Source organism: Inquilinus limosus (assembly GCF_051487185.1).
Lineage (GTDB): Bacteria > Pseudomonadota > Alphaproteobacteria > DSM-16000 > Inquilinaceae > Inquilinus > Inquilinus limosus_F.
On the sequence record NZ_JAHVDK010000022.1, the window covers coordinates 1 to 14,767 of the forward strand.

Here is a 14,767-nt window from a genome sequence, read left to right on the forward strand (position 1 = left end):
TCGTCGGCATGGGCCGAACCGACCACGTTCTCGAAGCCGTTGACCAGCACGTCGCCGTCGGCGTCGCCGCCCCAGGCGCCGAGCAGGCCGAGCAGCAGATTGCCGAGATTGATGTGCACCCCGACATCGGATTCCGAGTAGCCGACGGTGTCGGAACCGGTGCCGCCGGTGAGCAGGTCGAGCCCGCCCTTGCCTTCGACATAGTCGTTGCCGGCGCCGCCGCTGATGGTGCCGAGCAGGAAGTCGTCGCCGTAGAGAACATCGTCCTGCTCGTTCGAGCTGTCGATGCCCAGCAACTCCAAAAGTTCCGCTGAGACAGTCATCGCACTCTCCCCAGGATACGAAGACCGAGGGAAAGATCATAATCCTCAACAGCAGATCAGAGAAATAAATCAATATGCCGAAAATTCGAAACATCACTCTGTTGCCCAAGCTCTCGCGTGGTCTATACGATTACTTTCACATTCAATTTGTTGAAAATTCTCAGTTCTCCGGAAGCTGTGGATTCTGGCGATTTCCGGCCGGATCGCGCGGAGGCCGATGTGAGGACTGAACGCCTACCGGCCGTCGATGATGCGTCACTCCCACAGGCCGTCGCTGTAGCCCGAAGGCAGCAGGTCGAGACGGTTCAGGAGGAGCGCCACGGCGATGCGTTCGCCGGTGGAGTTGACGCCGATGTGGTCCGGGTCTTCGGCGACGATCCGCGTCTTGATCGCCAGCTCGTCCTTAATTCGGTAGTATGCCTCGCTGTGCCGCTCCACGCCCGCTCTCCCGCTCACGCTGCCGGGAGGAAAGTAGCGTGGCCCGGCCGCGGGCGAGCCTCCGCCCGATCCAACTTGACACGTAATGCGATTGAATTACACTGTCGTGGTGACAGGAGGATCGAGATGGTGTCAAGCGCACTGATCCAGACCCGCATCGACCCCGCTTTGAGGGACAAGGCCTCGCTCGTGCTCGCGCAGATGGGCCTGACCGTGTCCGACGCCGTGCGGATGCTGCTGACCCGGGTCGCGAATGAGGGTGCCCTGCCGGCCGGCCTGGCGGTCGACCCGGAGACTTACGACGCCTGGGTGCGCGCGAAGGTGCAGGAGGCGCTCGACGATCCGCGGCCGGACATCCCGCACGAGGAGGTCGAGGCTAGGTTCGCCGCACGTCGGGCTGAAACGCGGCGCAAGCTGGGCGCGGGTAAATCTTGAAGCTGCGCTGGCGCCCGGCCGCCGAGGCCGATCGTCTCGCCATCTATAACCACATCGAAGCGGTAAATCCGCGGGCGGCCGAGCTCGTGGATGAACGGATCCTGGCTCGCGTGCTGACGCTGCTCCAGCTGCCCAATAGTGGGCGGCCTGGGCGGGCCGAGGGCACCCACGAGCTGACCATCAACCGCACACCGTACTTCTTGATCTACCGCGTCGAGGGTGACACGGTGCGGATCCTGCGGATTTTGCACACCCGGCGCGAGTGGTCGGCCGATCTGGTCGACGAGCATTAGCGCTTGACCGCGCTGACGCGATACTAGGCTTTCTCCATTCGATGAGAGAGATTTTGGATGTCGCGTCTTTGCTCGGCGCGGTCGCTACTTGCCCTGTACTGTCAGTCCCCGATGTTGGTGCCGCCCAGCAAGCTGCCGCGGCTCTTCCGCCACCTGACCGACAACGAGCCCGACGAGGTCGATGCCTTCTGGGCGGCCGTGCTGACCCGGCTGCCGCTCGAAGAGCATGAGTCTTCATGATTGTGGGTCACAGCCAGGCCGCCAACCGCAAGCCGACCGTCCGCTAGCTGTTGACCAGGGCGACCAAGCGCACCACGCTCGCGGCGATCGATGCCGCGCTGACGGAGCGCGGCGAATATTGGCTCCGTAGCGGCCGAGCCAAGCGCGGGCGACCCGGTGTACACGCGACAACACTACTGCTTCGCCCGTGGCATCGGATCGATTCGATTCTCTGCCTCGTCGGCCAGCCATGCGAGGTGCTTTGATAGATCCCGCGCCTGCTCGGCGGTAAGCGCGAGCGGGATCGTCAGAACATCCTCGTTCGGGGAGATCGGCGTGGCCAGATACCGGAGGTGGACCAGGCACCCGCACTCCGGCAGCGTGCCCATCGTCCAGCCACAGACCGGATACCAATGGTCCGGGCTCTCCTCGTCACTCATGAGAGCTCCTTAAGATCGCTCCGGCCGCCAGCGATCTGGTCCATGGTGCAGCGTCTCGGCGGCTTGTCGTCGCGCCAGCGCAGCAGCCGCGCCCCATGGCGCATGTGGTTGTCGGTGATGTGGTCGGCCGAAACCTCGACCACCTGTTTCGGCGCCACCGGAATCGGGTTGCGCTCTCGGCCTGACCAGCGGCTGGGTCCGCCTGGCGCGCGGCCGCTGAAGGCCAGTTTGCCGCCGATCAGCGGGCGGATCCGCCGCTCCATCTCCGGGTCGGCTTTGCCGACACGCACGCGACCGACATAGTGCAGCAGGCCGTCGCGGTCATAGAGACCCAGAAGGAGGGAGTCGAGCTGCTGACCAGGCTGCTTGTAGTAGACGCCCGCGACAACGCAGTCGACCGTGGTCCACAGCTTGTATTTCCGCATCGCCCGCTCGCCCGGCTGGTACGGGAGATCGAGCCGCTTCGCGACGATGCCGTCGAGGCCATGCCCGAACTCCTTCGTCCACCGCAGCGCGAGGTCACGGTCATTCGTCGCCGGTGACAGCATCACCCTGGCGAGGTCCGGGTCGATGCCCTCGAACATCTCCTCAAGGAGAGCGCGTCGCTCGCGCAGCGGGCGGGAGATGACCGACTTGCCATCTTCCGTAGCCAGCAGGTCGAATGCCATGAAGATGGCGGGCTGCTCGGCCGCGAGCTTCGCCACTCGGCTGGCGGCGGGGTGGAGCCGAAGCTGGAGTGCCTCGAAGGTCGGGTCGCCGTTGACAAAGGCCAGGATCTCTCCATCCAGCACAAAGCGGTCCACCGGGAGGTCGCCCAGGGCCTCGACCAACTCGGGAAAGTACCGGCCGAGCGGCTTCTGATTGCGTGACTGGAGCTCGACACGCTCGCCATCCTTGAAGGTGATGCAGCGGAAGCCGTCCCATTTCGGCTCATATTGCCAGCGCCGGCCCTCCGGCAGCTCGCTGACGGACTCGGCCTCCATCGGCTCTAAGGAGAGCGGCACGTCGATTCCGGGCATCCTGCCCGAGGATGCGGTTGGGGCCAGCGCGATCACCACAGGAAAACGGTGCTTCACCGATCCAGGGTTCCGCTGCATTTTCGCTAAAGGTAGTCGGCCCGAATTCGTCTCCATCCCCGGCCGAGCCATTGATGATCGCAAGCCGCTACAGGTACGTGTCGGAGCTGTCGATCTGATCGTCATCGGGCAACGCCATTCCCGACTCGATCTCCTCAGCGGTCGGCAACGCTTCGGCAAGCGCCGCCGGCAACGCCTCGGCCAGCAGCAACTTGTATTCGGCGACGCCGATCGGACTGCTGACGCTGCGCAGCGCATACTCGACGACGACGCGGTTTCGCTCCCGACACAGGATCAGGCCGATGCTCGGATTGTCCTCGGGCTCCCGCTCGCTGTCGTCCAGCGCCGCAAGATAGAAATTCATCTTGCCGGCGTGCTCCGGCTGGAAGGCGCCGATCTTGAGATCGACGGCGATCAGGCACCGCAACCGACGATGATAGAAAAGCAGGTCGACATACCAGTCCTGTCCGCCGATCTCCAGATGGTGCTGGCTGCCGATGAACGTAAATCCCTTGCCCATCTCGAGCAGGAGATCCTTCACGCGCGTCACCAGCGCGTGCTCCAGGTCCCGCTCTTGACGTTCTCTGTGAGGGCGAGGAAATCGAATTGGTAGGGATCTTTCAGGATCTTCTGGGCGAGGTCGGATTCGGCTGGCGGCAACGCGCGGCTGAAGTTCGTGATCGCCTGCCCCTGGCGTTCATGCAACCGCGTCTGGATTTGTGCCGCAAGCACCGGCCGGCTCCAGCCATGCTCGACGGTCGCTTCCGCGTACCATAGCCGGGTGGCCGGATCCTTCACCTTGGTGAGCAGCTCGATGTTCTGCCCCCAGGGAATTCGTCCAACGACCCGTTGGACGATTGACGGGTCAGGCCAGGCTTCGGCGAACGCCCGCATGTACAGCAGGTTCGCGCGCGAGAACCCGCGCGCGCCCTCGAAATCGGCGCGGAGATCGGCAGCCAGGCGATCGACGACCTTCGCGCCCCATCCGTGTCGGCCCTGTCGTTCCAGAATATCACGGCCGATGCGCCAGTAGAGTCCGATCAGCTCGGTATTGACGGACAGGGACGCCCTCAGCCGGGCCTCCCGGATGCGCGCCTTCACCTCCGCGAGCCAATCGCTATAGCCCCCAGGCATCTCGGCAAGGTGATCCGTCATCGCGCTTTCGTCGGCGGTACGTGAGAAAGCCATCCATGCTGCTGACCGATGATGGCCGATGCCACTCCTGAACGCCACCCATCCGGAGAGCGGGCCGAAGCAAATCCTGTCAGCAGCAACCCGCGGGCTCGCCCCGACGCGAACGGTCGCGGCAAGCGCATTGCGAACAAATCGAGAATGATGCTGACTGGTCGCATGAACGCCGCCGAGTCGACCACTCAGACCCCGAGCTATCTGGACACGCTCAACGCCGAACAGCGAGCGGCCGCAGAATTCGCCATTGGCGACAGCGGCGTCGGGCCGCTCCTGGTTATCGCCGGCGCCGGCACGGGCAAGACGAACACCCTGGCGCATAGGGTCGTGCGGCTGATCGAGGCCGGCGCCGATCCGTTCCGGATCCTGCTGCTGACCTTCTCGCGCCGGGCCGCCGACGAAATGAAACGCCGAACCGAGCGAATCGCATCTCGGGCCCTCGGCGAGGGCGCTGCCGCGGCGCTCGCCTGGGCGGGCACCTTCCACGGGATCGGCTCCAGGCTGCTGCGCGACCATGCCGACCAGCTCGGCCTCGATGTCTCCTTCACGATCCACGACCGCGAGGACTCGGCCGACCTGATGGGCGTGATTCGCCACGAGCTCGGCCTGTCGGCGACCAAGGAGCGGTTCCCGACCAAGCACGCCTGCCTCGAGATTTATTCGCGGGTGGTCAACGCGCAGCTGCCGCTGTCCGAGGTGCTGAAGGACACCTTCCCATGGTGCGCCAACTGGGGCGACGAGCTCCGCCGGCTGTTCGCCGGCTACGTGGAGGCCAAGCAGGGCCAGATGGTGCTGGACTACGACGACCTGCTGCTGCACTGGGCGCAGGCTATGGAGGATCCAGATCTCGCGGACGAGATCCGCAGCCGGTTCGACTATGTCTTGGTCGACGAGTATCAGGACACCAACCGCCTGCAGGCGACCATCCTGACCGGGCTGAAGCCCGACGGCCGGGGTCTGACGGTGGTCGGTGACGATGCGCAGGCCATCTACAGCTTCCGCGCCGCCACGGTCCGCAACATCCTGGATTTTCCGGGGCTGTTCACGCCGCGGGCGACGGTGCTGACGCTCGCCCGGAATTACAGGTCGACGAAGCCGATTTTGGCGGCGGCGAATGCAGTCATTGACCTGGCGCCCGAGCGCTATGTCAAGGAGCTATGGTCAGAGAGGATCTCCGAGCAGCGGCCGCGGGTGGTCAGCGTGCGCGACGAGATCGAGCAGGCCCGATATGTCGCCGATCGCGTGCTCGAGGACCGGGAGGCCGGGGTGCCGCTGAAGCAGCAGGCCGTGCTGTTCCGGACCTCCAGTCATTCGAGCCACCTTGAGGTGGAACTGACGCGCCGGAATATTCCCTTTGTGAAGTTCGGCGGCCTGAAGTTCCTCGACTCCGCGCACGTCAAGGACGTGCTCGCCGTGTTGCGATGGGCGGAGAACCCACGCGACCGCATTGCCGGTTTCCGGGTCCTGCAGCTTCTGCCAGGAATCGGCCCGGCCCATTCCGGCCGGGTGTTGGACGAGATGGCCGCGGCACTGATGCCCTTTGCGGCGCTCGCCGGGTCGAAGCCGCCGGCGGCGGCCGCCGCCGCCTGGTCGGACCTCGCGGCCCTGATGCGGGCATTGCGCGATCGCGACCTGACGTGGCCGGCAGAGCTCGACGCGATCCAGCGCTGGTACGGGCCGCATCTGGAGCGGATCCACGAGGATGCCGAGATCCGTTCGGCCGACCTGGTGCAGCTGGCGCAGATCGCCGCCGGCTCGGCGTCCCGATCGGAGTTCCTCACCGACTTGGCCCTGGATCCTCCGGAGGCGACCGGCGACCATTCCGGGGCGCCGCTGCTCGATGATGACTACCTGGTGCTGTCCACCATCCACTCGGCCAAGGGGCGGGAATTCCGGTCGGTCCACATCCTGAATGTCGTTGACGGCTGCATCCCGTCCGACCTGGGCACCGGCTCGAGGGAGGAGATCGAGGAGGAGCGCCGCCTCCTCCACGTCGCGATGACACGGGCGAAGGACGACCTGCACTTGGTCGTGCCGCACCGCTTCTATACGCATGGGCAGCCGCAGCGCGGGGACCGGCATGTCTACGCGCCGCGGACGAGATTCATCCCTTCACAGATCCTCGGGTTGTTCGACGCGTCGGCCTGGTCGAGTGCCGTAGCCCCCCAGTCGGCGGCGCCGAGCTCGGCCCGCCCGCGAATAGACGTGGGCGCCAAAGCGAGGGCGATGTGGAGCTGAGGCTCAGGTTGGGCCGGTAACCGCCGGCCCGCACAGGCGTGCCATTCGGGATCGGCCGGTCACTGCATTCGGGCGCCGAACAACACGAGCTTCCGATTGCCCATGCCACCGACCTTGACCTTCACCGTCCGGCCGTCCTCGAGTCTCAGCAGCAGATCGGATCCGGCGATGAACTCGTCGATGAAGGTGATGTCGATATCCCTGTCGGTGAGAAAAGCGCCACAGGGGCGGTGACCGGCCGCATTGCGCCGGACCCGGGCTGCGACGCGGTATCGGCCCGTCCAGCTGGCACCACTCCGCGGGCTATAGAGCAGCCCCGCACCCTCGATACGATCTTGCTCGGCCATCTGTGTGCTCCGGCCGCGGAACACCGCACGACGCCTCGATAATCCCGGCGTATGAGCCTTCTCAACAACACGGAGGCCCGCCACGCGAGAATGGCGGGCCTCCCCGATTCAGCTTGCGGTCAGCGGCGGGTGGCGTCGCGGATGGCGTCCTTCCCCTTACCGACAGCCTTCTGCACCCGGCCCTCGGCCTTGTCCATCTTGCCCTCGGCCTGCATTTTCCGGTCGCCCATGGCCTTCCCAGCGGCGTCCTTCATAGCGCCCTTGGCCTGCTTTCCGGTACCGGCGATGCGATCCTTGTCCATCGCGACTCTCCCCAGAGTTGCCACTACCTGGACAATGGCGCACCGGTTCGGTCGGTTCCGAATACCCGCCCGGACTCTTTCGAAGGAAATTTCTTGCCTGAAGGTACTTACCTCACAGAACCAATGTCTGTTCTTCCCCATTGTACCGCTTGACTGCCGGGGAGAGAGACATGCTGAATGAATCCAGCCGCAACTTTCGCGTGCTTGTGGTCGAGGACGATTGGTGGATCGGAACCCAAATCCAGCTGATCCTCCACGACGCGGGATACGAAGTGATCGGCCCAGTCGGCGAGCTGACGCCGGCATTGGCCCTCGCTCATTCAGAAGAGATCTGTGCCGCCTTGCTCGATATCGAAATCGGCGCCGACGCGGACGTCTACCCGGTGGCCGATGTGCTTCGGAAACGCCGAATCCCATATGCGTTCGTCAGCTCGCACCCCCAAGACCGCATCGCGGCGGAACACTCGGGTTTGCCCATTTGTCCCCAAGCCCTTCCAGCCCGCGTCGATCGAGATGGTCGTCAAGGTTCTCGCGCCGGCACCGCGGAGAGTACTGCAGTAGGAGACGTGAAACAAAGCGCCCCGCGAGAGCGGGGCGAGGCAAGCAAGTGGGAGGAAGTGTCCACCTCTGCCAATCGGCGCACTTTGGTTTTGGTTCCACGAATTCGCGAGCTGCATGTTACTTATTTTCTCGCTCCGCCTTCTCGAACAGCGACTTATCCTGATCGTCCAGGTTCTTCAGGTATCTGGGCGCAAAGCTCACGGTCACGCGGTGGATGCGACCGGGAAGCTCGACCGTGTCTATCACGGTTCCGACAGCGCCCTTGTACGCCCAGAGCCTCCCGATCGCGGCCTCGGGCCGCAGTCGCACCCGGTCACCGAGCCTGAATCGTGCTGCCACACTATCCCTCAGGATCGACAACCCATGCCCCCGGAGGCGATACGCGGGCCTGGCGCCCGGGGCGCCTCATGCTGCCGCCCTCATCCTGCTGAGCCATGCCGATTGCGCGGAAAGTGCCTGAAGGCGCGCGATAAGAGGCGAAGACTTGGCACCAGTGGGCGCAGCTCGCCGCCGGCTCCGCCTCGCGATCCGAGTTCCTTAATGACGTAGCAGCGGACCCGCATCAGCGGTACGCTGCCGAACGTGATCCAGCTATACGGCGATCGCCAGCTTGTATGGGTATCGGTGGTATCCTGTCCCCGCAACCAACTTTGTTATAGCTCGATCCACATCGAGATCTGATGCAGAGCCCCGCCAAAAAAGGCGGGGCTTTCGCGTTCTCCGGAGCGTTCAGAAGGGGAAGCTGAGCCTGCTGCCGGGCGCCGAGGTCAGCGCGCGAGTAGCGCACGCCGTGCGCTGTACCGCTCCTTCGCTGCCGGAAGGCCACACCAAGTCGGCTGGGCTGCCTTGGCGGCGGAACTGTCCGCCCCACCCGAGGCTCACTACCTGAGAACTGCCATGACCGCACACGGCTTGTGGCGGACGATCTCTGGTCCCACTGGCTTCCCCGAAGCGGCCTTCCGGCGAAGGCGGATTCGGCACAAGGGGCGGACCGTCATCGATCGCGTCCGAGTGGTGCTGGGCGAGTATCAGGGAAAGCTGCCGCATGGCGGCTTCTGGCACGGTCCCTCCGGGCAGACCAGCCAAGAAGGGCGGGAAGCGGCCAGTCACGCCTTGGCCTTATTGTCTAGCGCCTTGGAGACAGCGGCGGACTTCAACACCTTGGCCTTCTGCGCCTTGACGGGCCTGGGCGCCTCGACATCGACCCATTTGCCGGTTTTGCCTGACGCAATGATCGCGTCGCAGACGACCGTCGTCTCCAGCGCGTCGCGGAAAGTCGGCGCGGCCGGCTTGCCATCGGCAAGGCCCTGCAGGAAATCGGCCACCTGGTGCACGAAGGAATGCTCATAGCCGATGGTGAGCCCCGGCACCCACCATTTGCCGAGATAGGGGTGTTCGCCGTCCGTGACGAGGATCGAGGTCCAACCGCGGAGTGCGGCGGGTGTGCGATGATCGAACCATGCGAGACGATTGAGGTCGTGCAGATCCCAGGCGAAGGAGCCCTTCTCGCCGTTGATTTCCAGCGTATAGGCCGCCTTGTGCCCGCGCGCGTAGCGGGTGGATTCGAAGGTGCCGAGCGAGCCGTTCGAAAAACGAGTCAGCACCGCCGCTGCATCGTCGATGCCGACCTTCTGCACCTTGCCGGTCAGCGCATGCTTGCGCTGCTTCACGAAGGTTTCGGTCATGGCGGTCAGGCTCTTGATCGAGCCGTTGATCCAGATCGCCGTATCCATGCAATGCGCGAGCAGGTCGCCGGTCACGCCCGAACCGGCCACGTCGACATCGAGCCGCCATGTCCCGGCGCCGCCTTGCGGCACGTCGGGTGAGATGGTCCAGTCCTGCAGGAATTTCGCGCGGTAGTGATAGATCCTGCCGAGCAGGCCCTGGTCGACGATTTGCTTGATCAGGCTCACCGCCGGCACGCGGCGATAATTGTACCAGACCATGTTCGGCACGCCGGCCCTCTCGACTGCCTGCACCATCGGCAGGCCTTCGGCGGCGCTGCGGGCGAGCGGCTTCTCGCAGGTGACCATCTTGCCGGCTTCGGCCGCCGCGACCGCGATCTCGGCATGGCTGTCGTTTGGCGTGCAGATATCGATCACATCGATATCCTTGCGCTCGATCAGCTTGCGCCAGTCGCTCTCGACGCTCTCATAGCCCCACATCTGCGCGAAGGCCTTGGCCTTCGCGCCATTGCGGGCCGCGATCGCCTTCAGGACCGGCCGATAGCCGGTGTCGAAGAACTGCGAGACCTTGCCCCAGGCATTGGAATGGGCCCGCGCCATGAAGCCGTAGCCGACCATGCCGACATTGAGTGTCTTGGCCATCATTGTTGCCCCCGCTTCAGTCTTCGCGCCAGCCATGAGCGTCGCGCACCTTGATCATGGCGCCGAGCACGGCATTCCAGGTCTTCTGGTCCTCCATCACCGCATTCGGGAACATGCAGCCGTCCCAGCAGATATGGCGCATCCGCCTGGTCAGATTTCCGTCGCTGTCGCGTAGCCAATAACCGGCATGCCTGACGATATCGAGCCTGCCGTTCGGGTCTGTGACCTGGCAGTGGCGGCCGGTCTTCTCATGGTCGCCCGAGCCGAAGACGGTGCCGTCATTCTGCGCGACGTGGAAATCCATGGTCCAGGGCCGGAGCGCGTCGGCGACCTTCCGGTAGGCGGCGTCGAGCGTCGCGTGATCGGACCAGTCGAAGTTCCTGGGCAGGATGCGGTCCTGCTCGGCATTGTAGCCGAGCGTATAGAGCATCGAATGCGCCATGTCGGCCTGATAGCCGACCACGCCCGGACGATCGACGAGCTCGAGCAGCTTCACCATTTCGCGCCAGGAATGCATGCCGCCCCAGCAGATCTCGCCCTCGGCGACGAGGAATTCGCCATGATCTTCGGCGATGTCGGCCGCTTCCGAGAAGGTCTGGGCGATCAACCGCGTATTGCCTTCCGGATCCTGGTTCCAGGCCTCGACGCTCGCGGAGGAGTCGATCCGGATGCCGCCGGTGGGGCGGATGCCGAGCTCGCGCATCTGACGTCCGATGACGCAGGCTTTCCTGACCTGCTCGACGAAGCGCTTGCGGTTGTCGGCCGAGCCCATGGCCGATCCGCCGCCCGCACCGCCCCAGATCGGCGCGACGAAGGAGCCCACCTTCAGCCCATAGCCGGCGATGTGATCGGCCATCCGCTTGACTGCATCCTCGTCGCTGTCGATCGAGACATGCGGATCGGTGATGAACAGGTCGATGCCGTCGAACTTGACGCCGTCGACCTCGGCCTCGGCGGTCAAACGCAGGAGCGTGTCGAGCGGAATGATGGGCTCGGAATCGCCGTCCTTGCCGACGATGCCCGGCCAGGCGGCGTTGTGCAGCTTGGGAAAATTGTTGGTCATCGGATCCTCCCAGATCTGAAGTCGTTCAGGCATTTTTTGAGTGCCGGTTTGCCCGGTCGGGGGACTGACCCTACTGGGCAGATTCGCCCCTCTCGACCGGAAGCCAACATTCGTCCTGCGCCGATCGCTCAGTGCGATAATAGCGATTATCGCGCATCGAAAGTTGATGCGCGAACGGAGTCCATCCGAGCTCGACGTCCCGTCCCGGCCGGCCTTCAGGTTGCCCAAGCGAGGCGGGCGATCCTCCGACCCGCCAGCTTGGCTTAGAGCCCCATCGCCCGCTGAATCGATTGTGTCAGGTGAGTTCTGAGCGCCGCCTCGGCGGCGTCCGGATCCCTGGTCTGGCAGGCTTCCAGGATCTCCAGATGCTCCGCCATGGTCCGCCGCACCTTCGCCGCGGAGTAGGCGTAGTGGTGGTCGAGGCGGATCAGGCGGATGTAGTCCTGCGTCTGCAGGAACGCCCTTCGGAGGAGGGGATTGTCAAGCGCGTCGATCGCGCCGAGGTGGAGACTGAGATCGACCTCCTCGATCCGGCGCGCCAGGTCGCGGTCGAGATCGGCTCCATCGACCCAGCCGATGACCTCGCGATGCTGCGCGATCATGGCTTCGATCCGGTCGCGCGGCGCCGCCTCGGCGAAGTGCCGAATGGCGGGTGTCTCGAGGAAGAGGCGCAGCTGGTAGGAGTTGCGGACGAGCGCAAGGTCCGGCTTGGCGATCTCGATGCCGGCGCGGGCACGGATGGTCACGAGCCCTTCCGCCTGCAGCACCTGCAGCGCTTCCCGCAGGGGGCCCAGGGGCGACCCGACGATCTCGACCAGTTCCGCCTGTGACATGAAGGCGCCGGGCTGCAGCCGTCGCTCGAACAGCGCCTCCTTGAACCGCTCATAGGCGACGCGGCTCAGATTCGGCGCGCCTTCGGCGGGAAGCGTCGACGGGCGATCGTCGGATGACCGTTTCAACATGCTGCTCATTTGCCTGATGAATCAATTGCAGCATATAGAAATATCTGTTAACTGAGTTGATATATCAACAGCCGTCATCCAAGGCGGCGTGCGGAGGAGCCCGGCATGCGGCTGACCGACTTCACCTTGACGCGCTTCCAGTTCGCCCGTGATCGGGTGATCGGGGACAGCCAGGTCCGCATCACCCAGGCGCATATCGGCGTGGTCGAACTGCACACCGACGACGGGCGTACCGGCACGGGCTTCTTCCACAGTCTCTTCCATCCGCTGCCGGCGCTGGCCGAGATCGAGCGGGTCTTCGGCGAGGAGGCATGGCCCGGCCTCGCGGGGCAGGCGCCGGCGGGGCTGATCCACCGCGTCAGCCGGCCGCGCGGCGGCAACAACCGCCGGACGTCGCTCGCCTTCGAGGAGGCGGTGGCCCAGGCGCTGTGGGACCTCGCGGCCCAGGAGGCCGATCTGCCGCTCTACCGATACCTCGGCGGCGGCGATCCCAAGGTGCGGGTCTATGCCAGCGGCCTCGATTTCCACCTGACCGACGACGAATACGGATCCCTGTTCCGGCAAGCGCGGGATCAGGGATTCCGCGGCTTCAAGATCAAGGTCGGCCATCCCGACATCGAATGGGATCTCCGGCGCCTGGCGCTGGTGACCGAGATCGCGAAAGGCCATGGGCCGATCATGATCGACGCCAACGAGGCCTGGTCGCCGAAGGAGGCGATCCGGCGGCTCGACCGTTTCCGGCGCGCGGGATTCGAGATTCTCTGGGTGGAGGACCCCTGTCTGCGCGACGACGTCGACGGCCTGCGGGAGATCCGCCTGGCCGCGCCGCATGTGCTGGTCAATTCCGGCGAATATCTCGACCTGCGCGGCAAGCGCCGGCTGCTGGAAGGCCGTGGCGCCGACCTGCTCAACGTCCATGGCCATATCGGCGACGTGATGAAGGCGGGCTGGCTGGCGGCGGAACACGGCGTCCCCGTGACTCTCGGCAACACATCGCTGGAGATCGGGGTCCATTTGGCCGCCGCGCTGCCCGAGGCCGATTGGCTGGAATACTCGTTCCAGAACTACAACCACCTGGTCGAGGAGCCGATCGCCATGCGCGACGGCTTTGCCTATGCGCCGGACCGGCCGGGCCATGGCCTCGCGCTGTCCGCCCGGGCCCGGGCCGGGGCGGCGCCGGAGGTGCTGCGGCCGGAGGAACTGCCGCCGGCCCCGGCGTCGACGCCGATCCGGCTCTCGCCCTGACCAGATCGAAGAACACAACCAGGGAGGACTCGCCATGCTCGTTGATCGGCGCAGATTGCTGCGGACGGCCGCGGCCGTCCCGGTTCTGGCGCTCGCGCCGCGCCTCGCCCATGCGGCACCGGAAGGCCGCATCAACTACTGGCATCACCTGACCAGCGAGAGCGAGTTCAAGGGGCTGGAGGCGGTGATGGCGCTGTTCCAGCAGCGCTATCCCGGCCTGTCGCTGACCCAGGAGAACATCCCGAACCCCGAATACATGTCGAAGGTCACCGCGGCGGTGGTCTCCGGGTCGAAGCCCGACACGGCGATGGTGACCGCCGAGCGGGTCAACGACATGGTCGGGATGGGCGGGCTCATCGACCTCACCGACCGGATCAGTGGCTGGGACAAGGCGGCGGCATTTCCGGAGGACCGGTGGGCCGGGGCGAGCGTCGGCGGCAAGATCTACGGCATCCCGGCCTTCACCTTCGTCGATTGGATGTACTACCGGAAGGACTGGTTCGACGAGGCCGGCATCAGCGGGCCTCCGAAGACCATGGCCGAGTTCCAGGACGCCGCGATCAGGCTGACCGATCCGGCGAAGGGGCGCTACGGCTTCGGCCTGCGCGGCGGGGCCGGCGGCTACCAGTTCGTGGTCGACATGATCGAGAGCTTCGGCTCGCCGATCGTCGTGGACGGCAAGCCGGCGATGGACAAGCCCAAGGCCGTCGAGGCGGTGACGTTCCTGTCGGAACTGTTCACGCGGCACAAGGTCTGCCCGCCCAGCGCGCCGAATGACAGCTACCGGCAGATCATGGAGGCGTTCAAGACGGGCCAGACCGCCATGGTCTGGCACCACACCGGATCGCTGGCGGAGATCTCCGGCGCGATGAAGCCGGGCCAGTTCATGACGGCGGTGCGCCCGGCCGGCCCTGCCGCCCACATCGCGCGGCTGACCTATCAGTTCAACGGCCTGATGTCGGACGCCAATGCCGATGCCGCCTGGGCTTGGCTGGCCTTCTGGGCGGAGCCCGACGCGGCGATCGCGTTCCTGGAGCAGACCGGGTACTTCCCGGCCTCGCCGGAGGCGGCGTCGGACAGCCGCCTCACCGGCAACCCGCTCTACGGCGCCGCGGTCGAAACGACCAGGTTCGGCCGCTTGCCGCCCAAATTCATCGGGTCCGCGGGATGGAACGACAATGTCGTGCTTCCCGAATTCCAGAAGGTGCTGGTCGGGCAGAGCACGCCGGAAGCCTGCGTCGACGCCCTGATGGCCGGCCTCGAGGCAGCCCTGCAATAGCGGCCGGGGCTCCGCTTCACGGTGCAAGACC

Annotated in this window: 17 protein-coding genes and 1 pseudogene; 6 read left to right on the forward strand and 12 right to left on the reverse strand. The window is 65.3% G+C overall.

All coding sequences use genetic code 11. The features are described from left to right. A pseudogene (locus KXR53_RS23185) lies at window positions 1-323 on the reverse strand (hypothetical protein); the annotation flags it as partial. A 255-nt stretch (window positions 324-578) separates the two neighbouring features. Then, window positions 579-761 (reverse strand): hypothetical protein, encoded by a 183-nt coding sequence (locus tag KXR53_RS23190; protein ID WP_437377646.1) that lies wholly within the window; start codon window positions 759-761, stop codon window positions 579-581. Between the two features lie 126 nt (window positions 762-887). Here KXR53_RS23190 and relB point away from each other — a divergent pair, with 126 nt between their 5' ends. From relB to KXR53_RS23205, 3 genes are read left to right on the forward strand one after another with little or no spacing between them, the layout of a single operon-like run. Beyond that, window positions 888-1,196, forward strand: a complete 309-nt coding sequence (gene relB / locus KXR53_RS23195; RefSeq protein ID WP_437377647.1) for a type II toxin-antitoxin system RelB family antitoxin — start codon at window positions 888-890, stop codon at window positions 1,194-1,196. Next, complete coding sequence (locus KXR53_RS23200; RefSeq protein WP_437377648.1) at window positions 1,193-1,489, forward strand: type II toxin-antitoxin system RelE/ParE family toxin; 297 nt, start codon at window positions 1,193-1,195, stop codon at window positions 1,487-1,489. Before relB ends, KXR53_RS23200 begins: the two co-directional genes overlap by 4 nt. Window positions 1,490-1,546: 57 nt before the next feature. Further along, window positions 1,547-1,729 (forward strand): hypothetical protein, encoded by a 183-nt coding sequence (locus KXR53_RS23205; protein WP_437377649.1) that lies wholly within the window; start codon window positions 1,547-1,549, stop codon window positions 1,727-1,729. Window positions 1,730-1,902: 173 nt separating this feature from the next. Here KXR53_RS23205 and KXR53_RS23210 read toward each other — a convergent pair whose 3' ends face one another. The 4 genes from KXR53_RS23210 to KXR53_RS23225 all read right to left on the reverse strand — a co-directional run bounded on the left by KXR53_RS23210 (window position 1,903) and on the right by KXR53_RS23225 (window position 4,412). Continuing rightward, entirely contained in the window at window positions 1,903-2,148 is a 246-nt protein-coding gene (locus KXR53_RS23210; RefSeq protein ID WP_437377650.1) for a hypothetical protein, read from the reverse strand. After that, window positions 2,145-3,224 (reverse strand): ATP-dependent DNA ligase, encoded by a 1,080-nt coding sequence (locus KXR53_RS23215; RefSeq protein WP_437377651.1) that lies wholly within the window; start codon window positions 3,222-3,224, stop codon window positions 2,145-2,147. Before KXR53_RS23215 ends, KXR53_RS23210 begins: the two co-directional genes overlap by 4 nt. Before the next feature lie 88 nt (window positions 3,225-3,312). Continuing rightward, window positions 3,313-3,774, reverse strand: a complete 462-nt coding sequence (locus KXR53_RS23220) for a PDDEXK nuclease domain-containing protein (protein WP_437377652.1) — start codon at window positions 3,772-3,774, stop codon at window positions 3,313-3,315. Next, a complete protein-coding gene (locus tag KXR53_RS23225) occupies window positions 3,771-4,412 on the reverse strand; it encodes a DUF1016 N-terminal domain-containing protein (protein WP_437377653.1) in 642 nt (213 codons plus the stop codon). Before KXR53_RS23225 ends, KXR53_RS23220 begins: the two co-directional genes overlap by 4 nt. 15 nt (window positions 4,413-4,427) lie before the next feature. On the opposite strand from KXR53_RS23225, the gene KXR53_RS23230 reads away from it, so the two are divergent. Then, window positions 4,428-6,650: an ATP-dependent helicase gene (locus KXR53_RS23230; protein ID WP_437377654.1), complete on the forward strand. Its 2,223-nt coding sequence runs from the start codon at window positions 4,428-4,430 to the stop codon at window positions 6,648-6,650. 59 nt (window positions 6,651-6,709) lie between these two features. Here the strand turns inward: KXR53_RS23230 and KXR53_RS23235 are convergent, their stop codons facing one another. The 6 genes from KXR53_RS23235 to KXR53_RS23260 form a co-directional block, all read right to left on the reverse strand. Continuing rightward, window positions 6,710-6,997 (reverse strand): hypothetical protein, encoded by a 288-nt coding sequence (locus KXR53_RS23235; protein WP_437377655.1) that lies wholly within the window; start codon window positions 6,995-6,997, stop codon window positions 6,710-6,712. Window positions 6,998-7,116: 119 nt separating this feature from the next. After that, the gene (locus tag KXR53_RS23240) at window positions 7,117-7,299 is read right to left on the reverse strand and encodes a CsbD family protein (protein ID WP_437377656.1); all 183 of its coding nucleotides are present in this window, start codon (window positions 7,297-7,299) and stop codon (window positions 7,117-7,119) included. Between the two features lie 320 nt (window positions 7,300-7,619). Further along, a complete protein-coding gene (locus tag KXR53_RS23245; protein ID WP_437377658.1) occupies window positions 7,620-7,823 on the reverse strand; it encodes a hypothetical protein in 204 nt (67 codons plus the stop codon). Window positions 7,824-8,966: 1,143 nt separating this feature from the next. After that, complete coding sequence (locus KXR53_RS23250; protein WP_437377659.1) at window positions 8,967-10,223, reverse strand: Gfo/Idh/MocA family protein; 1,257 nt, start codon at window positions 10,221-10,223, stop codon at window positions 8,967-8,969. Next, window positions 10,204-11,478 carry a sugar phosphate isomerase/epimerase family protein gene (locus KXR53_RS23255; protein ID WP_437377660.1) on the reverse strand — a complete coding sequence of 425 codons (1,275 nt, stop codon included), beginning with the start codon at window positions 11,476-11,478 and terminating at the stop codon, window positions 10,204-10,206. The genes KXR53_RS23250 and KXR53_RS23255 overlap by 20 nt, the downstream gene beginning before the upstream one ends. Window positions 11,479-11,513: 35 nt before the next feature. Then, on the reverse strand, window positions 11,514-12,209 hold the full coding sequence (locus tag KXR53_RS23260; RefSeq protein ID WP_437377661.1) for a GntR family transcriptional regulator: 696 nt from the start codon (window positions 12,207-12,209) through the stop codon (window positions 11,514-11,516). Between the two features lie 108 nt (window positions 12,210-12,317). Between KXR53_RS23260 and KXR53_RS23265 the strand changes: the two genes are divergently transcribed. Both KXR53_RS23265 and KXR53_RS23270 read left to right on the forward strand, forming a co-directional pair. Beyond that, window positions 12,318-13,457, forward strand: coding sequence for a mandelate racemase/muconate lactonizing enzyme family protein (locus KXR53_RS23265; protein WP_437377662.1), 1,140 nt, complete (start codon window positions 12,318-12,320; stop codon window positions 13,455-13,457). A gap of 34 nt (window positions 13,458-13,491) precedes the next feature. Beyond that, window positions 13,492-14,736, forward strand: coding sequence for an extracellular solute-binding protein (locus KXR53_RS23270; RefSeq protein WP_437377663.1), 1,245 nt, complete (start codon window positions 13,492-13,494; stop codon window positions 14,734-14,736). Window positions 14,737-14,767 lie beyond the last annotated feature (31 nt).